The following is an 18953-nucleotide window of genomic DNA, read 5'->3' as shown; positions in this document are numbered from 1 at the left end:
ATGCGGGGCGTGAATAGAATGGGAACATCATGGCGCTCAGCATTACGTATCCCGAAGCACTTCCCGTCTCAGCCCGCCGCGAGGACATCCTCGACGCGGTGCGCGAAAACCAGGTAGTGGTCATCGCCGGCGAAACCGGTTCGGGCAAGACCACCCAGCTTCCCAAGATGCTCATCGAACTCGGCCTGGCCGAGCAGGGCATGATCGGGCACACCCAGCCGCGCCGCCTGGCCGCGCGCACCGTGGCCGAGCGCATCGCCGAGGAGATGGGCACGACCATCGGCGAAGAGGTCGGCTTCCACGTGCGCTTCACCGGCGAGGTCTCGCGCAAGACCAAGCTCAAGGTGATGACCGACGGCATCCTGCTGGCCGAGATCCAGCGCGACAAGCTGCTGAAGAAATACTCGGCGATCATCATCGACGAAGCCCACGAGCGCAGCCTGAACATCGACTTCCTGCTCGGCTATCTCAAGCAGATCATGCCGCAGCGCCCGGATTTGAAGATCATCATCACCTCCGCGACCATCGACCCGCAGCGCTTCGCCGCGCACTTCGGGAAGAAGGATGCCGACGGCGAACTGGTCCCCGCCCCGATCCTGGAAGTTTCCGGGCGCACCTTCCCGGTGGAACTGCGCTACCGGCCGCTGCAGGCCGAAGATCCGATGGACGCCGACGAGGCGGCCGAGAACACCCTGGAAGAAGAGCGCGACCCGCTGGATGCGGTCACCGACGCGGTCAAGGAGCTGAGCGGCGAAGCGCCGGGCGACATCCTGATCTTCTTCTCCGGCGAGCGCGAAATCCGCGATGCCGCCGATGCGCTGCGCGCGATGGTCACCGCCAACAAGCGCCTGCCGCGCTATGAGGTGCTGCCGTTGTTCGCCCGGCTGTCGCTGGCCGAGCAGCACCGGGTCTTCCACCCCGGCGGCGCCCCGCGCATCATCCTGGCCACCAACGTAGCGGAGACCTCGTTGACCGTGCCGGGCATCAAGTACGTGATCGATACCGGCACCGCCCGCATTTCGCGCTACTCGCATCGCACCAAGGTGCAGCGCCTGCCGATCGAGCGCGTCTCGCAGGCCAGCGCCAACCAGCGCTCGGGCCGCTGCGGCCGCGTCTCCGAGGGCATCGCCATCCGCCTGTACTCCCAGGAGGACTACAACTCCCGACCTGAGTTCACCGACCCGGAAATCCTGCGCACCAACCTGGCCAGCGTGATCCTGCAGATGATCTCCATGGGCGTGGTGGCCTCGGCCGCCGAGGTCGCCAGCTTCCCGTTCGTCCAGCCGCCCGAAGCCAAGGCGATCACCGATGGCGTGAACCTGCTGCGCGAGCTCGGGGCGCTGGGCCAGGACAAGTCGGCCAAGCTCACCGAGGTCGGCCGGAAGCTGGCCCAGCTGCCGCTGGATGTGCGCCTGGGCCGGATGATCGTCGAATCCGCGCAGCGCTCGGTCGCCAAGGAAGTGATGGTGCTCGCCGCCGGGCTGAGCATCCAGGACCCGCGCGAGCGGCCCAGCGAGGAGACCGGGCAGCGCGAGCGCGCCACCGAGCTGCACAAGCGCTTCGCCGACGGCAAGTCCGACTTCATCGCGCTGCTGAATCTGTGGGCCTATCTGCAGGAGCAGCAGAAGGAACTGTCCTCCTCGGCCTTCCGCCGGCTGTGCAAGGCCGAGTTCATCAACTACCTGCGCGTGCGCGAGTGGCAGGATTTGTTCACCCAGCTGCGCCAGCTGGCCAAGCCGTTGGGCATCACCGTCGCGGCCGCCCCGATCGAGCCGGCAGCCAACGAGGACGAGGTGCACAAGTCGCTGCTCTCCGGACTGCTCGGGCACATCGGGCTCTACGACGAGCGCAAGCGCGACTACCAGGGCGCGCGCGGCACCCGGTTCGCGATCTTCCCCGGCTCGGGCCTGTTCAAGAAGTCCCCGACCTGGGTGATGTCCGCCGAGCTGGTGGAGACCTCGCGGCTGTGGGCGCGCACCAACGCGGCCATCGACCCCGCCTGGGTCGAGGAGCTGGCACCGCACCTGCTCAAGCGCACCCACTCGGAGCCGCACTGGTCCAAGCGCAACGGCTCGGTGATGGGCTACGAGAAGGTCACGCTCTTCGGGCTGCCGATCGTCCCCCGCCGGCAGTTCCACTACTGGCGGGTGGACAAGGACCTGGCCCGCGAGCTGTTCATCCGCCATGCGCTGGTTGAGGGCGATTGGCGCACGCACCACAAGTTCTTCGCGAAGAACCGGGCGCTGCTCGAGGAGGTCGAAGAGCTGGAAACCCGCATGCGCCGCCACGACCTGCGCATCTCGGACGAGGACCTGTTCGCGTTCTACGATGCCCGGGTGGGTGCCGAGGTGTACTCCGAGCGGCACTTCGACCGCTGGTGGAAGAAGGCCCGCGCCGCCGACCCGGCGCTGCTGGACTTCGACCCCGAGGCGCTGCTGGCCGAAACGGACGCGGTGGACGAGACCGCGTTCCCGACCACCTGGAAGCTCGGCGGCATCCACCTGCCGCTGTCCTACGAGTACAACCCGGCAGCATCCGCCGGCGAGGGCGATGGCGTGTCGATCACCGTGCCGGTGGTGTTCCTCAACCAGCTCGATCCTGCCCGCTTCGCCTGGCTGATCCCGGGGCTGCGCCACGAGCTGCTCACCGCGCTGATCCGCTCGATGCCCAAGGGGATCCGCAAGAACTTCGTGCCCGCCCCGGATGTGGCGTCCAAGGCGCTGGAGATGCTGGAGGCGGACTTCGATCCGGACACCGACGAGCTGGCCGAATCCCTGGCCCTGGTGCTGCGCCGGCTGCGCGGCATCGTCGTCGATCCGGCCTCCTTCGATTTCGCCGCGCTGCCCGCGCATCTGCGCTTCGGCTTCACGATTACCGACGGCTCGGGCAAGGTGCTCGGGCGCGGGGACGATCTGGCTGCGCTGCAGTACAAGTTCGCCGCCGCCAACCGCGCCGCGCTGGCCAGCGGGGTCAACTCCCCCGGGACGGCCGCGCCGGGCGCAGCCGGCAAGCCCGGGACCCCGGGGGCGATGGCTGCCTCGTCGAAGCGGCAGAAGAAGGGAGCCAAGGCCGCCGGCTCCGCGGCCGCTGGCTCCGCTGCCACCGGGGCCTGGGACCAGCGCGGGCTGGATCACTGGCCGCAGCTGGAATCCGCTGGCGAGACCCTGGGCGATACGCTGCCGCAGAAGGTGAGCACCACCGTGATGGGCCAGCAGATTACCGCCTACCCGGGGTTGCTGGATACCGGGAACAAGGTGGACCTGACGGTCTTCCGCACCCAGGCCGAACGCGATGCGGCGCACCGCACCGGCGTGATCCGGCTGCTGATGCTGCGCCTGCCGCCAGCAGCGAAGTTCGTGATCTCGCACCTGAAGAACGCCGAGAAGCTGGTGTTCACGCAGAACCCGCACGGCTCCATCGAGAAGCTGATCGCCGACTGCACCATGGCAGCGGTGGACCAGCTGGTGCCCGAGCGGCTGCCGATGAACCGCGCCGAGTTCGAGGCGCTGTTCGAAACCGTGCGCGCCGAGCAGATCGATACGGTCTTCACCATCACCGCGATCGTGGCGAAGGTGTTCGGCTCCTCCACCCGCATCGCCAAGGATGTGAAGAACACCAAGTCGCTGGCGATGTTCGCGGCGGTGAGCGATATCCGCTCGCAATTGGAGCAGCTGATCTACCCGGGCTTCATCGCCGCTACCGGCGCGCCGCACCTGATGCGCCTGCCACGCTACCTGCAGGGCATCGAACTGCGCCTGGACAAGCTGCGCGGCGGTGCGGTCACCCGCGACGGGCAGGCTTTGGCGATCATCCAGAAGCTGGAGGACGAATACGATGCCGCGCTGGACAAGGTGCCCGAGGGCGCCCGGGTGCCGGCCGGCTTGGCCCAGGTGAAGTGGATGCTGGAGGAAATGCGCATTTCGCTGTTCGCCCAGGAGCTGGGCACCGCCTACACGGTCAGCGAGAAGCGCATCCGCAAGGCGATCAAGGATTCGCTGGCGCAGCTATAGCGTCCAGGAAAGGATCGCGACATACACGGCGGTACCGCCGAGCACGCTGAGCACCGCGTTGGACTTCAGCAGGTGCAGCCCCACGGTGGCCGCCAGCGCGGCGGCCACCGGCCAGGCCACTGCCGAATCCATGATGCCGGCGGGCAGCGTGGCAGCAACCAGCACCACCATGATGCCCAGCGGCATGCGCAGGGCGAGGTAGTTGATGAACCCGTTGCTGCGCAATTTGGCGATGAAGGCGAACGGCAGTGCGCGCAGCCCGAAGGTCACGGCGGTGCTCACCGCGATGGCCGAAAAGAGGTACAGGTTATCGGGCATTGCTTCCTTCTTCCTGAAGTGGCGCAGCGGCAGGCTCGCCGTCGCCAGCACCGGTGCGCCGGCGCAGCAGGTAGGCCACCGCCAGTCCGGCCAGGAACATCGCCATGGCCACCACCATCATGCTCTGCGGCGCGATCCAGCTGGCCACCACTGCGCTGATCAGCGCCAGGCCGGACAGCGGAATACTGCGGTACGCCTTGAACGCTTCGATCGCCAGCACCGCAAACAATGCGGTCACCGCGAATTCCAGGCCCTTGATGGATTCGGGGATCAGTGAGCCCAGCAGCGCCCCAGCCAGCACGCTGGTGGTCCAGCTTGCATGGAGCAGGCCCTGGATGGCCAGGATCCGCGTCGAGGAATAATTGTTCCGCTCCGCCTGCAGGGTCAGCGCGTAGGCTTCATCGGTCAGTGCGAACATGCTGTAGATCTTTGCGCCCTTGCCCCTGACCCGGTGCAGCGGGAAGGAGATCGCATAGAACACATGGCGGAAGTTGACCAGCAGCGAGGTCAGGGCGATATGCGACAGCGGAGCGACGGCGGCCAGCAGGCCGATCAAGAGGAACTCCAGGGAGCCGGCCAGCACCAGCCCGGCCAGCAGCGGCGCGGACCACCAGGGCAATCCCGAACGCACCAGCAGCACCCCGAGCGCCAAGCCCAGGGGCATCACTGCAACACTGGCGGGAAGCACATTTTTCGCACCCAGCCGGATCTGCTGCCACTTCGACGCCGCTGTCGACGGCTGCACCGGCGTGGCAGCGCCGATCATTGCTTGATTTCGGATCATATGGCAATTTTAGGAAGTTTGCCGCCAAATATGGTTGCCAATCATTGGCCTTGGCGGGCCGCGATACGCAATAATAGCTGCATGGATGAACTTGACCGTGCAATTATTGCCGAACTGGTGGAAGACGGGCGCATCAGCAATCTGGAGCTCTCGCGCCGGGTCGGGCTGACACCGGCCCCCTGCCTGCGCCGCGTCCAGCGCCTCGAGGCCGAGGGGATCATCCGCGGGTTCAGCGCGATCATCGACCCCAAGGCCTACGGGCGGGGGTTCGAGGTCACCGTGGCCGTCGACGTGACCATGAACAACGAGCAGAGCCTGGAGGAATTCGAGGCCGCCGTGATCAACGTCGACGGCGTCACCGAAATCCGGCGGCTCTACGGGCAGCCCGACTATTTCCTGCGCATCCAGGTGGCCGACTCCGAGCAGTACGACAGCCAGACCATCCCGAAGCTCACCGCGCTGCCGGCGGTGAGCCGGGTGACCTCCCATATGACCATGCGCAAGGTCCGCGGCTAAGCCTTCACAGGGCTGAAGGCCGGCTCAGGCCTCGGGCACGAACTGGCCGTGGCCGTCCTGGCGCAACCCCTCGCGCAGCGCCTGCGCGTTGTTCTCCATGGCCTGCGGATCCGGGTTGTCGGCCGCCCGGGACAAATCGAAGTCGGCCAGCGAATTGGTCGGCCAGACATGCACATGCAGGTGCGGTACCTCGAAGCCGGCGATCATCAGCCCGGCGCGCTGCGCGGAGAAAACGCGCTTCTGGGTGCGCCCGATCTTGGTGGCGACCAGCGTCAGGTGCGCCATCAGCTCGTCGGGGGCGTCGGTGAACTCGTCGATTTCCTCGCGCGGAACCACCAGGGTGTGCCCGTCGGACAGCGGCCCGATGGACAGGAACGCCACGCATTGCTCGTCCTTCCAGACGAAGCGGCCGGGAATTTCCCCGTTGATGATCTTGGTGAACAGCGTGCTCATTGCTGCCTTTCTGCGTTGATTGCTGAATTCTAGTGGCGGTGCTGCTCGTCGCTCGTGGCGATCGGCGCATCCGGGTAGGAGCAGTATTCGGACCAGCTGCCGGGGAACAGCGCCAGCTCGATCCCGGCGGTGGCCGCGGCCAGCACCTGGTGCGAAGCGGTGATCCCGGAACCGCAGTAGGCGGCCGAACCCGGCCGGTCGGCGCCCAGCTTCGCGAAGCTGGCCTGCAGCGCTTCGGGCGCGTGGAACCGCATCTGCGCGTCCAGGTTGTCGGTGGTGGGGCGATTGCGCGCGCCGGGGATATGCCCGGCCACCGGGTCCACCGGTTCCTCGATGCCCAGATAGCGTGCGGTGGCCCGCGAATCAATCAGCGTCCCGGCCACCTGTCCCAGCTCCTCGTACTCCACCACCGGCATCCGGCCCCAGGACAGCGACACGCTGCCCGGCTCGGCCTGCTCGTAGCCCAGCGCCAGCTGCCCGCCGGCGTCGGCCCAGGCACCCAGTCCCCCATCGAGCACCTGCACGCGCTCGAACCCGGCATGGCGCAAGAGCCACCAGGCGCGGGCGGCGGCCAGCGCGCCGGCGTCGTCGTACACCACGACCTCGCTGCCGCCATCGATCCCCCAGCGGCGCGCGGCCGCTTCGAAATCCGCCGGCAGCGGCAGCGGATGGCGGCCGGTGTGCTCGCCCGGGGTCCCGGAGAGCTCCTTTTCCAGGTCGACGAACACGGCGCCGGGAATATGCCCGGCGGCGTAGTTCTGCGCGCCGTCATCGCGCCCGAGCGCCCAGCGCACGTCAAGCAGCACCGGGTTCTGGCCTGCGTCCAGGATTTCGCGCAGCTGCGCGGCGCTGATCAAGGGGTTCATTGGCTGTGTCCTCCCAGCAGCTCGTCGAGTTCGTGTTCGATTCCGGGTTCCGGGCGCAGATAGCTGCATCCCGCGCGCTGGGCGATCGCGCCGAGCTGGCGGTCGAAAAGGCCCAGCCCGTTGCCGTTGAGCAGCCCATCGTGGATCGGGATCCAGCACGCCGCATCCACCGCCACGGCGAAATCGGCCGCCTCGGCCATCTTGCCCCACGGGGCCATCACCGGCAGCAGCAGCACATCGGGCTTGGCCCCGATGGGAACCTGGTAGCTGTCGCCCGGGTGGAAGATTTCCCGCTGGCCGACCGCGCGGTCCCCCAGCAGGTAGCCCACGTTGGCCACCAGCGGGATCGAATGGTGGATCGTGGCGTGGGTGCCGCCGAAGGTGCGGATGCGGATGCCGCCGACGATGAAGTCGGCCCCAGCCCGCACCGCCACCACCTGGGATCCGCTGGCCGGCGGCAGCTGCTCGCGCATTGCGTGCGCCAGCGCTTCGGGCGCGTAGAGCTCCAGGATGGGGTTCGCTTCCAGCGCGGCGGCGATGGCCGACTGGTCTGCATGATCGGCATGCTCATGGGTGATCAGCACGGCATTGATGCCGTTGAATGCGTCGTCGAGCTGCGAGGACCCGCCCGGATCCAGCAGGACCTTGCCGTCGATCGTGCCCACTTCCACGCAGGAATGGCCCCTAAGTTTGATGCGCATATCCTTAGCGTAGGCTCAGCGCCCCGCCCATGCCAGAGCCAGACACGCATTGCGCCGCAAAGTTGGCTAAAATTGAGGGAAACCACAGGTGATTGGCCCAGTTTGCTGGCTGGTCGCCGGACCGCAACAACGTCAAGGAATGGTGCACGTCGATGTCCCAGCCAGAAACCCGGGTCACCAAGCAGCGCCTGGCCGTCACCGAGGCGCTGAGCGAGGTCGATGATTTCGCCACCGCACAGCAGCTGCACCGCTGGCTGCAGGATTCCGAGAAGAAGGTTTCGCTGGCCACCGTGTACCGCCTGCTGCAGTCCATGGCCGACGACGGCCTGGTCGACGTGCTGCGCAGCGGAGATGGCGAAGCCCGTTTCCGCCAGTGCGTTACCGAGGTCCACCACCATCACTTGGTCTGCCGCTCCTGTTCCAAGACCGTCGAGGTGCTCGCCCCGGCCGTCGAACGCTGGGCCGCCCGCGTCGCGGCGGAGCACGACTTCTCCGATCCCGAGCACACCGTGGAGATCTACGGCCTCTGCGCCGACTGCCGAGCCAAGGCCGAGACCGGCACCAGCTCCGCCAAGTAGCCGTTTCAAGACCCGGGATCGGTTATCCCCACAAGAAAATATTCGAAGACATTTTCGAATAACGGGCGTATACTTATAGCATGTCCGAAGCAAAGGCGCACGGAAATGGCCTCGCACTCACCGCGGATCAGCCGGATTTGGAATCCCACCTGATCCAGCTGCAGAACGATCTGTCATGGCTCCAAGACCATGGCAGCCAAGCCGAATGCGCCCAAGCCATCGAATCCATCGAGGGCGTCATCTCTTCCCTGCGCTATGGCCAAGCTGGCCTGGCTCATCAGCTGGAGAAAGAAGTGCTGCGCGAGAATGAAGAGCGCGGCACCAATATCGATGACCAGGTCCGCGGAGCAGCCAGCCGGGTCGCCATCGCCCGCAAGCGGCCCCAAAACGGTTCCAGGAACTACTTGGTCAACCGCCGGATCCTCTTCGAAGACACGCCAAATATTGCCGCCGCGTTTTCCCGCGGTGAATTCACCGAGGCGCAGATCCAGGCAATGCTCACTCCGCTGCAGGATGTCCGGCCGCTGCGCCGCACCGAATTCGATGGGATTTTCAGGCAGAATCCAGACATGTTCGAATCCATGGGGCCTAAGCGCATCAAGGAGACGGTCACCAACTTCACCGTCAAATACACCTCGGATCGCGAAGACAAGAAGCTCAAGGACTCCAACGCCCAGCGTTATGTCCGCTTCCGCAAGGACCGCGAAGAAGGATGCGTTTTCCTGCAAGCCCGTCTGCCCATTGTGGGCGGCACCGGTTTGCAGAAGACCCTGCGGGACCAATCGTTCAGGATCAAGTGCAAGGGCGACCCGCGCACGCGCACGCAGATCGAGGCCGACCTGCTGGCCCGCTACATGTTCTTCGATGAAAACAACGAACAGACGATCAACGTCCAGCTGGGGCTGATCATGACGGACAAGGCATTGTTCATGGGCGATCGGGAACCGGCCTATTTGGAAGGCTACGGCTTCATCCCTGCCCAGACAGCCCGGGAACTAATTGGCGGTCACCAGATCCCCAATGAGCTGACCTTCGAGGAAATGGAAGCCAAGCTCACCCCGGAAAATATTGAGCGGATCGAGGTAATGACCGAGATTACCCGCCTGTACACAGCACCTGGGGATCAGGAACTGATCACGATGGATTCCAAAGCCCGGATCTTCCCGCAAAAGCTCAAGAAGTTCATCAGGATCCGCGACCGGCACTGCCGAACCCCATTCTGCGATGGGCTGGTCGAGGAAACAGACCATGTCACCCAATTTGCCCGTGGCGGAGCGACCAGCGTTTCGAACTCATCGGGCCGTTGCGCCATCTGCAATAAGGCAAAGGAAGCCACCGGCTGGTACGAATACACCGCATTCAATGATCATCATTCGATGCTGATCTGCCCGGGCTCGGCAATGTCCTATCGCTCTACCGCGCCACCGGCAACTGGGTACGTTCATAAGCCATTCCCGCAATTGATGTGCGATTCACAGTGGTTCACGCAATTCAAGGAACGGCTCGACCATCCCGATGGGCCACATTGCAGGCAATCATAGATAGCAGCGCGTGCTCCGTTGCGCTATTCATCGCACGAAGGCCATCCCCGGGCCTGACAACCCTCTAGCATGCTTGCCGCGGCCGGAGAGCAGCATCAGCAATTCAAGACGAGTGCCGGCGATCTGCGGACCAATGCCCCAACGAAAAGTTTCGTCCTGGCTGCATAACTGCACCTTGCGTGCCAGTTCCTTGGCACCGCCAACGCCTTGAGGGGTGGCGGCCTGGTACTTGATCGCCAATTCCAGCGACATTTCGGGATAGTCCCGTTTTAAGCCCACGGCACGGCGGATATCCTCGCCGTGCGCGATTTCTTCGACCAATCGGCTGGCTACCGGCCCCGGCGGAGCATCGCGCAAACCAGCTACCTTCGCAAGCTTCTGCAATGTCCCATCGGGAGTTGCGGATTTCTCTGCCGCCACTCCCTGATCGTTCCGGCGGTCAAAGTTGAATCCAGCCTTGGCCATCGCGATCAGCAGCCGGAAAATCGTTGCCCGCGCGTTATCGACTAAATGGGCGGCCACGTCATGGATGCTCCACCCGCTGCAGAGCGAAGGAGCCTCCCACTGATCCGCCGTCAATGTTCCCAGATCATCGATCAGGGCAAGGCGCTCGGCGTGGACCAATGGCCAGATTTCACTGGCAGGGATTTTGCTCATGTTCCACCTTGGGAGCATGGACTCCAGTTAGTCAAGCAAGCCCATGCCAGCCGACGCGCTCCAGGGACAGCAGCGCTATACCTGGTGCCGGCGCGGGGAACGCACCGCTTCGATTCCACGGCAGATCACATAGATAAGGAATGAAATCGTCGTGACATACGGGCTGATCGGCAAGGAACCTGCCAATGCCAGCAGGATGCCGCCTACGACAGCCAGTTCTGCGAACACGATGGAGAGCACGACGGTAGTAACCGGGTTGGAGGTCACGCGCATGGCGGCGGCGGCCGGGGTGATCAGCAACGCAAGCACCAGCAAGGCGCCAACCACTTGGATCGTCACGGCCACGGCCAACGCCAGAATCATCATGAAGACAATGGACAGGCCCGAGGTGCGCACGCCGCGGGCGTTGGCAACCACCGGATCCACCGAAGCGAAGGTCAAGGGGCGCCAGACAAGCAGCAGCGCGATGACCACTACTGCCGAAAGGAGCAGCATTCCGTTCAGTTGCACATCATCCACGGCCACGATCTGGCCGGTCAGCAAGCCGAACTTGTTCGCGCTTCGCCCCTCATACAGCGACAGGAAAAGGATGCCCAAGCCAAGTCCGAAAGGCATGAGCACTCCGGTGATGGAGTTACGATCCCGGGCCCGGGTTCCGAGGATGCCGAGGATCAGGGCCGCGATCATGGAACCGAAGACTGAACCGGTCACCACATCAGCGCCGATGAGCAAGGCGAACGCCGCACCCGCGAAGGACAGCTCGGCGATGCCGTGCACGGCGAAAGCCATGTCGCGCATCATGATGAAAATCCCGATCAGGCCGCCGACGATGCCCAGGGCAGCGCCGGCGATCAAGGAATTGGTCACCAGCGGAAGCAGCAGCCCATAGTCCTGGAAATTGAATGCCTTCTCCAGAAGATCCGAAAAGTTCATATCCTGCTCCTACTTTCCGGTCTCGAGTTCGATGTCTTCAATGTGGTCATGCCCGTCGGCGGGCAAGGCCCGGGTTTCGTCACCGGAGACCACCACGATGCGTCCGTTGACCCGAAGCACCGCGACCGGAGCGCCGTAAAGTTCGGTGAGCACGGAGGACTGCATGACTTCATCCACGCTGCCCAGGTGGAAGCGCCCTTCGGCCAGGTACAGGACACGGTCGACGTACGGCAGGATCGGGTTGATCTCGTGCGTCACGAAGACCACGGCGCTGCCGCGCTCCACGGCCTGGCGGTGAATCACTTCGCTGATCGCCTGCTGGTGGTTCAAGTCAAGCGACAGCAACGGCTCATCGCACAGCAGGACCCGAGGGTCGCTGGCCAATGCCTGGGCGGCGCGCAAGCGCTGCTGCTCGCCTCCGGAGAGGTCGGACACCGCGCGGTTGGCGTAACCGCTGGCGCCAACGAGCTCCAGCAGTTCGTCGACTTTGTTACGCACAGCCCGGCGGGCCATGCGGATCCCGGGCTTGGCGCCATCCACCCCCAGCGCCACCAAATCGCGGGCGCGCAACGGAACGTTGTCCCCAAAGGGTCGTTGCTGCGGAATCAGTCCGACGGCAGCTGATCCCCTGCGCACCGGCTCACCGGCGATCGAGACGCGGCCGTGATTCAGCGCGGTGGTGCCGAGCATCGTGTTGATGAAGCTGGTCTTGCCCGATCCGTTGGGCCCCAGAACTGCAAGGAACTCCCCGGCCGCGATGGACAGGTCGAGTTGTTCCCAGAGCACGCGCGAGCCGAAGGCAAGGCGCGCGTCTTCGAATTTGACGATGGGGGTCTGAGTCATTGACTGCTTTCTAGATTGCGCTGGCTGCGGGTGGGCCGGCGACGAAAAACTGCGGCACCGCAATGGGTGCCGCAGCCAATCCTACCAGTTGCGAGTCATTCGCAATATGCGCTTAGGCGTGAGTTTCCGCTATTTTGCCTGCTTTTCGCTGCGAGGCGGGATAACGCGCTTTCGGGTGGTATCGGTGATCTCGCCAACCAGCACCTCGATGATGTCCTCCAGGAAGACGACGCCGAGGGTTGCGCCGGACTCGTCGACGACTGCAGAAAGGTGGTTTCCTTCCTGCCGCATCGCTTCGAGTGCCGCCTCGATTTCGGTGTCCTGCTCCAACCGGCCCAGCGGATGCAATGGCAAGTCGAGCAGCGGCTGCGTGGAGTGCGCATCATCGATGAGCATCACGTCCTTGACATGCCAGTAGCCCACCGGAACATCGTTCTTGGTGATCACCATGCGCGAGAACCCGGTCTTGCCGACCTTCTTCTCGAACTCGCGTGCGGTGGTCTGCCCGTATTCCAGGGTGAACAGGTCATCCAGCGGAACCATGCAGCTGCGTGCGGTCACCGAGGAGAATTCCAGCGCCTTGGTCAACCGTGCGGCGTCGTCCTCATCCAGCGCGCCTTCCTCGGAGGAAGTATTGATGATCGAGCGGACTTCGGCGGCAGTGTAGGAACTGGCCACCTCGTCCTTCGGCTCGATGCCGAAGGCATGCAGCACGAGGTTCGCCATGCCGTTGAGCGACGCGGTGATCGGCTTGAGCAGCTTGGACAGGCTAACCAGCGGCATGGCCAGCAGCAGCACGGCCTTGTCGGCGATGGACACCGAAATGTTCTTCGGCACCATTTCGCCGAAGGTCACGTGCAGGAAGGTCACCAGGATCAAGGCGATCAGGAACGCGACGGAGTCCGCGGCGGATTCGGCCATGCCGATCTTCATCAGCGGCTCGGCGAGCAGGTGGTGGATTGCCGGCTCGGAGATATTCAGGATCAGCAGCGAGCAGACGGTAATGCCCAGCTGGCATACCGCGAGCATGATCGACACATGCTCCATGGCGTACAGCGCGACCTTCGCCCGCTTGTTGCCTTCGTCGGCCAGCGGTTCGATCTGCGAACGACGTGCGCTCATCACCGCGAATTCACCGGCGACGAAGAACGCGTTGCCGGCCAGCAGCACAACCAGCCAGATCAGGCCCATGAAGTCATTCATTGCCTTCCTCCTTCGCTGGGGTTGCTGGTTCGAAGCGGACCTGCGAGATGCGTCGGCCGTCGAGTTCGGTCACCGTGAAGGTGCCATGCTCGGTGACGACCTGGTCGTTGAGCTCGGCCAAGCGGCCCAGTTCGGCGAGCATGAAGCCGCCGATCGTCTCGTACGCCGATTCCTCCGGGATCACGTCGCCATCGAAGTGCTCGTTGATTTGGTCCGGACGGTACATGCCTGGGAACAGCCAGTTGCCATCGGGCTGGGTGACTGCTTCTTCCTCGTCCTCGTCGTGCTCATCGGACACTTCGCCGACGATTTCCTCGACCAGGTCTTCAAGGGTGACCAGCCCGGCAGTTCCGCCGTACTCGTCCATCACGATTGCAACCTGGTATTCGGCGGCGCGCAGCTGCTCGAGCAGCACGTCCAAGTGGATTGTTTCCGGCACGTACAGCGCATCGCGGGCGAACTCGCCGACCTGCAGCGCAGCGCGGCGTTCACGGGGCACCGAGACAATCGCCTTGACATGGCAGATGCCCTGGATTTCATCGGTGGATCCGGTGGTGACCGGGAAACGCGAGAAGCCGGTGTCGGCGCTGACTTCGATCAGCTCGGACAGGGCCGCCTCGGAATCGATGGTGGACATCGAGGTGCGCGGAGTCATCACGTCGGCAGCGGTGCGCTCGGAGAATTCAATGGTGGATTCCACAAAGCGCGCGGTCTGCACATCCAGAGTGCCCAGCTGGGCCGAACGGCGCACCAGCGACGCGAGCTCCTGCGAGGAACGGGCCGCGGAGATTTCCTCCTTGGCTTCCAGCCCGAAGAACTTGCGCAGGACCATGTTGGAGAAGCCGTTGAGCACGATGATCGCCGGCTTGAAGATGGCGGTGAAGACCAGCTGCGGGCGGGCCAGCAGCTTGCCGACCGCCATGGCCTTGGCGATCGCCATGTTCTTCGGGACCAGCTCGCCGATGAGCATCGACAGCAAGGTGGCAACGACCATCGAGACGACAACCGCGATGGCCAGCGAGCTTGCGGCGGGAATGCCCAATTTTTCCATCAACGGCTCGAGCAGCGCGCTCATCGCCGGTTCAAGCACATAGCCGGTCAGCAAAGTGGTCAGCGTGATGCCCAGCTGGCAGCTGGAGAGCTGGGTGGAGAGGGAGGTCAAGCACTGCAGCAGCGGCTTGGAGCCGCGCTCGCCATTGTTGACGGCGTTCTGGACGGTGCTTTTATCCAGTGCGACCAAGGAGAATTCCACGGCCACGAAGAAGCCGGTGCCGAGAATCAGCAGCAGGCCGAAGAGTATTGAGAGCCATTCCATAGGCGCTTACCGCCGCCTATGCGCTGGCGTGCAAAGTTCAGTTTCAGTGCCGCTCTGGCGGCAACTAGAAGGCTCCAAACGGGAGGCGGAACTTCCTGAACATGGACTGTTGTGGCCGGCACTGCGCCCGTAGGCGGCACACCGGCTTGGAGAGTGAGATTCCATAGTGCGCATCAGTCTATCGAACGAAGTGCCGTTGCGCACGACTTCGACACATGCTCGTTCAGCGGTGCCGCGGATACGCTGAACGGCATGTTATACGCGCCACTTTGGTGAGATTAGATACGTGCCGTGGCCAAGTGGGATAAAAAGTCACTAGACTGGTGCGCAGGTCTAGAAATCTTGTGGGCCGCAGTGGTCGTATCACGTCCTCGAAAGACCACCGGCTCAAGCTAGAACAACGTAGAAATCAGGGAAGAGGCGTTGCACGTGCCAGAGCAAGCACACCACCGGCTGACTGAAGAGTTTGGTGGAAACGAGTGGCTAGTAGACGAGCTGTTCGAACAGTATCTCGTCGACAAGAACTCGGTAGATAAGAAATGGTGGGATATTTTCGAATCTCTCGCCGCCGAAAAGAAGGAACCCGCAGCACCGGCAGCGCAGCCGGCACCAGCAGCGGCAGCCGCGGCAGCACCAGCTGCCAACGGGCAGGGCACACCACGCGCCGCCGCCCAGGCCCGTGCCACCGAACCAGCGCCGGCTGCCACGGCAGCACCAGCTCCGGCCGCTGAAGCCAAGAAGGCTGAGCCAGCTCCGAAGACTGCCCCGATCCCGGCACAGGCCCCGAAGGCCACGCCGTCCACCGAACTTTACGGCGAGGAGAAGCGCACCCCGCTGCGCGGGCCGATGAAGGCCATCGCAACCAACATGGATGCCTCGCTCACCGTTCCTACCGCCACCACCGTGCGTGCCGTGCCGGCCAAGGTGATGATCGACAACCGCATTGTCATCAACAACCATCTCAAGCGCGCCCGCGGCGGCAAGATCTCCTTCACCCACCTGATCGGCTTCGCCGTGATCCGTGCGCTGAAGCAGATCCCGTCGATGAACGTCACCTACGACGTGATCGACAAGAAGCCGACCGCGATCCAGCCGGCCCACGTGAACTTCGGCATCGCCATCGACATGCCGAAGCCCGATGGCACCCGCATGCTGGCCGTGCCGAACATCAAGGCCGCCGAGACCCTGAGCTTCAACGAATTCTGGGCCACCTACGAAGATTTGATCAAGCGCGCCCGCGGCAACAAGCTGACCGCTGACGACTACGCAGGCACCACCGTCTCGCTGACCAACCCCGGCGGCATCGGCACCGTGCACTCGGTGCCCCGCCTGTCCAAGGGCCAGGCCGCGATCATCGGCGTCGGCGCACTGGAATACCCGGCCGAATACCGCGGCTCCTCGGAGAAGACCGTGGCCCGCCTGGGCATCGGCAAGCACATCACCCTGACCTCCACCTACGACCACCGCGTCATCCAGGGTGCAGGTTCGGGCGAGTTCCTGAAGCTGGTCGAGTCGCTGCTGCTGGGCGAGCAGGGCTTCTACGACGAGATCTTCGAGCAGCTGCGCATCCCTTACGAGCCGGTCCGCTGGGCCGTCGACAACCAGGTCGACATCGACCTGCAGGTCAACAAGGTCGCCCGCATCCAGCACCTGATCAACTCCTACCGCGTGCGCGGCCACCTGATGGCCGACACCAACCCGCTGGAATACGTCCAGCGCAAGCACCCGGACCTGGACATCAAGTCCTACGGCCTGACCCTGTGGGATCTGGATCGCGAATGGCTGGCCGGCGGCCTAGGCGGCAAGGACCGCGCGCTGCTGCGCGACATCCTCGGCGTGCTGCGCGATGCCTACTGCCGCACCATCGGCACCGAGTACATGCACCTGCAGAACCCGGAAGAGCGCGAATGGTTCCAGGCGAAGCTGGAATCCGGCTACGCCAAGCCAAGCCGCGAAGAGCAGCTGCGCATCCTGAGCAAGCTGAACTCCGCCGAGGCCTTCGAGACCTTCCTGCAGACCAAGTTCGTCGGCCAGAAGCGCTTCTCGCTGGAAGGCGGCGAATCGCTGATTCCGCTGCTGGATGCGATCATCTCCGACGCCGCCGACGAGCAGCTGAACGAGGTTGCGATCGGCATGGCCCACCGCGGCCGCCTGAACGTGCTGACCAACATCGCCGGCAAGACCTACGCACAGGTCTTCCGCGAATTCGAAGGCACCGCCACCCCGGGCTCGGTCCAGGGCTCAGGCGATGTGAAGTACCACCTGGGCACCGAGGGCTCGTACACCTCGGACGCAGGCAACCAGACCAAGATCTACCTGGCTGCCAACCCATCGCACCTGGAAGCGGTCGATCCGGTGCTCGAGGGCATTACCCGCGCCAAGCTGGACCGGCTGGAGCAGAAGAACACCGTGCTTCCGATCCTGGTCCACGGCGACGCCGCCTTCGCAGGCCAGGGCGTGGTTTCCGAGGTGCTGGCAATGAGCCAGCTGCCGGGCTACAAGACCGGCGGCACCGTGCACGTGATCGTGAACAACCAGATCGGCTTCACCACCGCGCCGAGCTCCTCGCGCTCCTCGGTCTACGCCACCGATGTGGCCCGCACCGTGCAGGCCCCGATCTTCCACGTCAACGGGGATGACCCGGAGGCAGTGGTGCACGTGGGCCAGCTCGCCTTCGAGTACCGCCAGAAGTTCGGCAAGGACGTCGTCATCGACCTGGTGTGCTACCGCCGCCGCGGCCACAACGAGGGCGACGACCCGTCGATGACCCAGCCGATCATGTACAACCTGATCGAAGCCAAGCGCTCCACCCGCAAGCTGTACACCGAGGCCCTGGTCGGCCGCGGCGACATCACGCAGGAAGAAGCCGAGAACGTGCTGGCCGAGTACAAGGAGAACCTGGAGCGCATCTTCGCCGAGACGCATGCCGCCCAGACCTCCCCGATCCCGATCATCACCCCGGGCTCGACCATCAACGACCTGGAGAAGCCATTCGCGCAGGCCGCCGACGAAAACACCGTCGACGGCGCCCGCGGCTCGGCCATCTCCGAGCAGACCCTGGCCAAGATCGGTGCCGCCCACCTGGACATCCCAGAAGGCTTCACCATGCACACCAAGCTGAAGTCGCTGCTGGAACGCCGCGAGAAGATGTCCCGCGAAGGCGGCATCGACTGGGGCTTCGCCGAGCTGGCAGCCCTGGGCAGCCTGACCATGGAAGGCGTGCCGGTCCGCCTGGCAGGCCAGGACTCGCGCCGCGGCACCTTCGTGCAGCGCCACGCAGTCTTCCACGACCGCGAGAACGACAACGAGTGGTACCCGCTGAAGGGCCTGTCCGAGGACCAGGCTCCGCTGTGGATCTACGACTCGCTGCTCTCCGAATACGCCGCCCTCGGCTTCGAGTACGGCTACTCGGTAGAGCGCCCGGATGCGCTGGTCATGTGGGAAGCGCAGTTCGGCGACTTCGTCAACGGCGCGCAGACCGTGATCGACGAGTTCATCTCCTCCGCCGAGCAGAAGTGGTCGCAGTCCTCCTCGCTGGTCATGCTGCTGCCGCACGGCTACGAAGGCCAGGGCCCGGACCACTCCTCGGCCCGCATCGAGCGCTTCCTGCAGCTGTGCGCGGAGAACAACATGGTCGTGGCCCAGCCGTCCACCGGTGCCAACCACTTCCACCTGCTGCGCCGCCAGGCCTACGCCCGTCCGCGCAAGCCGCTGATCGTCTTCACCCCGAAGCAGCTGCTTCGCCTGAAGGCAGCCGCCAGCGCCGTGGAGGACTTCACCACCGGCGGCTTCCGCGAGGTCATCGGCGATGCGTCGATCACCGATGCGAACGCCGTGGACAAGGTGCTGCTGTGCTCGGGCCGCGTGTACTACGACCTGCTGGCAGCCCGCACCAAGGCGAACGACACCAAGACCGCACTGGTGCGCGTCGAGCAGCTCTACCCGGCTCCGGCCGAGCAGATCGCCGCCGAACTGGCCAAGTACCCGAACGCCGAGGTTTCGTGGGTCCAGGACGAGCCTGCGAACCAGGGCCCATGGCCGTTCTTCGGCCTCTACGTGGTGCCGCAGCTCGATCGCAAGATCAAGCTCGTTTCGCGCCCGGCATCGGCTGCCACCTCGGCCGGTACCGCCAAGCGCCACGAAGCAGAGAACGCAGTGCTGATCCAGCAGGCTTTCGCCCGCTAACCAGCATCGCCTGAACGCTGCTGGCCAGCTGTGCCGGCGAACCGACCGGG

Annotated in this window: 15 protein-coding genes; 5 read left to right on the top strand and 10 right to left on the bottom strand. The window is 64.5% G+C overall.

From position 1 onward, the window contains the following. The first annotated feature begins 29 nt into the window (after positions 1–29). Complete coding sequence (gene hrpA, locus ATK23_RS03275) at positions 30–4010, top strand: ATP-dependent RNA helicase HrpA (RefSeq protein WP_066137606.1); 3981 nt, start codon at positions 30–32, stop codon at positions 4008–4010. On the opposite strand, the gene ATK23_RS03270 is transcribed toward hrpA, so the two are convergent. Both ATK23_RS03270 and ATK23_RS03265 read right to left on the bottom strand, forming a co-directional pair. After that, positions 4005–4328, bottom strand: a complete 324-nt coding sequence (locus ATK23_RS03270; RefSeq protein WP_066137605.1) for a branched-chain amino acid transport AzlD family protein — start codon at positions 4326–4328, stop codon at positions 4005–4007. The genes hrpA and ATK23_RS03270 overlap by 6 nt on opposite strands. After that, positions 4318–5112 (bottom strand): AzlC family ABC transporter permease, encoded by a 795-nt coding sequence (locus ATK23_RS03265; protein WP_217994567.1) that lies wholly within the window; start codon positions 5110–5112, stop codon positions 4318–4320. The genes ATK23_RS03270 and ATK23_RS03265 overlap by 11 nt, the downstream gene beginning before the upstream one ends. A gap of 81 nt (positions 5113–5193) precedes the next feature. Between ATK23_RS03265 and ATK23_RS03260 the strand changes: the two genes are divergently transcribed. Further along, entirely contained in the window at positions 5194–5628 is a 435-nt protein-coding gene (locus tag ATK23_RS03260; RefSeq protein ID WP_066137602.1) for an Lrp/AsnC family transcriptional regulator, read from the top strand. 24 nt (positions 5629–5652) lie between these two features. Here the strand turns inward: ATK23_RS03260 and ATK23_RS03255 are convergent, their stop codons facing one another. Genes ATK23_RS03255 through ATK23_RS03245 form a run of 3 tightly spaced genes read right to left on the bottom strand, consistent with a single transcriptional unit; the run spans position 5653 to position 7648 of the window. Further along, positions 5653–6081 carry an HIT family protein gene (locus ATK23_RS03255; RefSeq protein WP_066137601.1) on the bottom strand — a complete coding sequence of 143 codons (429 nt, stop codon included), beginning with the start codon at positions 6079–6081 and terminating at the stop codon, positions 5653–5655. Between the two features lie 29 nt (positions 6082–6110). Continuing rightward, positions 6111–6947 carry a sulfurtransferase gene (locus ATK23_RS03250; protein WP_066137599.1) on the bottom strand — a complete coding sequence of 279 codons (837 nt, stop codon included), beginning with the start codon at positions 6945–6947 and terminating at the stop codon, positions 6111–6113. Continuing rightward, positions 6944–7648, bottom strand: coding sequence for an MBL fold metallo-hydrolase (locus ATK23_RS03245; RefSeq protein ID WP_083515383.1), 705 nt, complete (start codon positions 7646–7648; stop codon positions 6944–6946). The genes ATK23_RS03250 and ATK23_RS03245 overlap by 4 nt, the downstream gene beginning before the upstream one ends. 152 nt (positions 7649–7800) lie before the next feature. On the opposite strand from ATK23_RS03245, the gene ATK23_RS03240 reads away from it, so the two are divergent. Both ATK23_RS03240 and ATK23_RS03235 read left to right on the top strand, forming a co-directional pair. Continuing rightward, on the top strand, positions 7801–8226 hold the full coding sequence (locus ATK23_RS03240) for a Fur family transcriptional regulator (protein ID WP_066137597.1): 426 nt from the start codon (positions 7801–7803) through the stop codon (positions 8224–8226). A gap of 80 nt (positions 8227–8306) precedes the next feature. Continuing rightward, positions 8307–9767, top strand: coding sequence for an HNH endonuclease (locus ATK23_RS03235; RefSeq protein ID WP_066137595.1), 1461 nt, complete (start codon positions 8307–8309; stop codon positions 9765–9767). 27 nt (positions 9768–9794) lie between these two features. Here the strand turns inward: ATK23_RS03235 and ATK23_RS03230 are convergent, their stop codons facing one another. The 5 genes from ATK23_RS03230 to ATK23_RS03210 all read right to left on the bottom strand — a co-directional run bounded on the left by ATK23_RS03230 (position 9795) and on the right by ATK23_RS03210 (position 14718). Continuing rightward, a complete protein-coding gene (locus ATK23_RS03230; protein WP_066137592.1) occupies positions 9795–10424 on the bottom strand; it encodes a maleylpyruvate isomerase family mycothiol-dependent enzyme in 630 nt (209 codons plus the stop codon). A gap of 75 nt (positions 10425–10499) precedes the next feature. Beyond that, entirely contained in the window at positions 10500–11357 is an 858-nt protein-coding gene (locus ATK23_RS03225; RefSeq protein ID WP_038990428.1) for a metal ABC transporter permease, read from the bottom strand. A 9-nt stretch (positions 11358–11366) separates the two neighbouring features. Beyond that, positions 11367–12200 carry a metal ABC transporter ATP-binding protein gene (locus tag ATK23_RS03220; protein ID WP_066137590.1) on the bottom strand — a complete coding sequence of 278 codons (834 nt, stop codon included), beginning with the start codon at positions 12198–12200 and terminating at the stop codon, positions 11367–11369. A 129-nt stretch (positions 12201–12329) separates the two neighbouring features. Next, entirely contained in the window at positions 12330–13403 is a 1074-nt protein-coding gene (locus ATK23_RS03215; protein WP_066137588.1) for a hemolysin family protein, read from the bottom strand. Continuing rightward, the gene (locus ATK23_RS03210) at positions 13396–14718 is read right to left on the bottom strand and encodes a hemolysin family protein (RefSeq protein ID WP_066137586.1); all 1323 of its coding nucleotides are present in this window, start codon (positions 14716–14718) and stop codon (positions 13396–13398) included. The genes ATK23_RS03215 and ATK23_RS03210 overlap by 8 nt, the downstream gene beginning before the upstream one ends. Before the next feature lie 429 nt (positions 14719–15147). Between ATK23_RS03210 and ATK23_RS03205 the strand changes: the two genes are divergently transcribed. Beyond that, positions 15148–18903 (top strand): multifunctional oxoglutarate decarboxylase/oxoglutarate dehydrogenase thiamine pyrophosphate-binding subunit/dihydrolipoyllysine-residue succinyltransferase subunit, encoded by a 3756-nt coding sequence (locus tag ATK23_RS03205; protein WP_066137584.1) that lies wholly within the window; start codon positions 15148–15150, stop codon positions 18901–18903. The last annotated feature ends 50 nt before the right edge of the window (positions 18904–18953 follow it).

Origin of the sequence: Glutamicibacter nicotianae (assembly GCF_002797775.1) — a bacterium.
Lineage (GTDB): Bacteria > Actinomycetota > Actinomycetes > Actinomycetales > Micrococcaceae > Glutamicibacter > Glutamicibacter nicotianae.
This window is presented reverse-complemented; position numbering and strand designations above follow the sequence as displayed.

Excerpts from the sequence above, each read along its gene's own strand:
- hrpA (WP_066137606.1), top strand. The coding sequence starts at position 30 with ATGGCGCTCAGCATTACGTATCCCGAAGCACTTCCCGTCTCAGCCCGC.
- ATK23_RS03270 (WP_066137605.1), bottom strand. The coding sequence starts at position 4,328 with ATGCCCGATAACCTGTACCTCTTTTCGGCCATCGCGGTGAGCACCGCC.
- ATK23_RS03265 (WP_217994567.1), bottom strand. The coding sequence starts at position 5,112 with ATGATCCGAAATCAAGCAATGATCGGCGCTGCCACGCCGGTGCAGCCG.
- ATK23_RS03260 (WP_066137602.1), top strand. The coding sequence starts at position 5,194 with ATGGATGAACTTGACCGTGCAATTATTGCCGAACTGGTGGAAGACGGG.
- ATK23_RS03255 (WP_066137601.1), bottom strand. The coding sequence starts at position 6,081 with ATGAGCACGCTGTTCACCAAGATCATCAACGGGGAAATTCCCGGCCGC.
- ATK23_RS03250 (WP_066137599.1), bottom strand. The coding sequence starts at position 6,947 with ATGAACCCCTTGATCAGCGCCGCGCAGCTGCGCGAAATCCTGGACGCA.
- ATK23_RS03245 (WP_083515383.1), bottom strand. The coding sequence starts at position 7,648 with ATGCGCATCAAACTTAGGGGCCATTCCTGCGTGGAAGTGGGCACGATC.
- ATK23_RS03240 (WP_066137597.1), top strand. The coding sequence starts at position 7,801 with ATGTCCCAGCCAGAAACCCGGGTCACCAAGCAGCGCCTGGCCGTCACC.
- ATK23_RS03235 (WP_066137595.1), top strand. The coding sequence starts at position 8,307 with ATGTCCGAAGCAAAGGCGCACGGAAATGGCCTCGCACTCACCGCGGAT.
- ATK23_RS03230 (WP_066137592.1), bottom strand. The coding sequence starts at position 10,424 with ATGAGCAAAATCCCTGCCAGTGAAATCTGGCCATTGGTCCACGCCGAG.
- ATK23_RS03225 (WP_038990428.1), bottom strand. The coding sequence starts at position 11,357 with ATGAACTTTTCGGATCTTCTGGAGAAGGCATTCAATTTCCAGGACTAT.
- ATK23_RS03220 (WP_066137590.1), bottom strand. The coding sequence starts at position 12,200 with ATGACTCAGACCCCCATCGTCAAATTCGAAGACGCGCGCCTTGCCTTC.
- ATK23_RS03215 (WP_066137588.1), bottom strand. The coding sequence starts at position 13,403 with ATGAATGACTTCATGGGCCTGATCTGGCTGGTTGTGCTGCTGGCCGGC.
- ATK23_RS03210 (WP_066137586.1), bottom strand. The coding sequence starts at position 14,718 with ATGGAATGGCTCTCAATACTCTTCGGCCTGCTGCTGATTCTCGGCACC.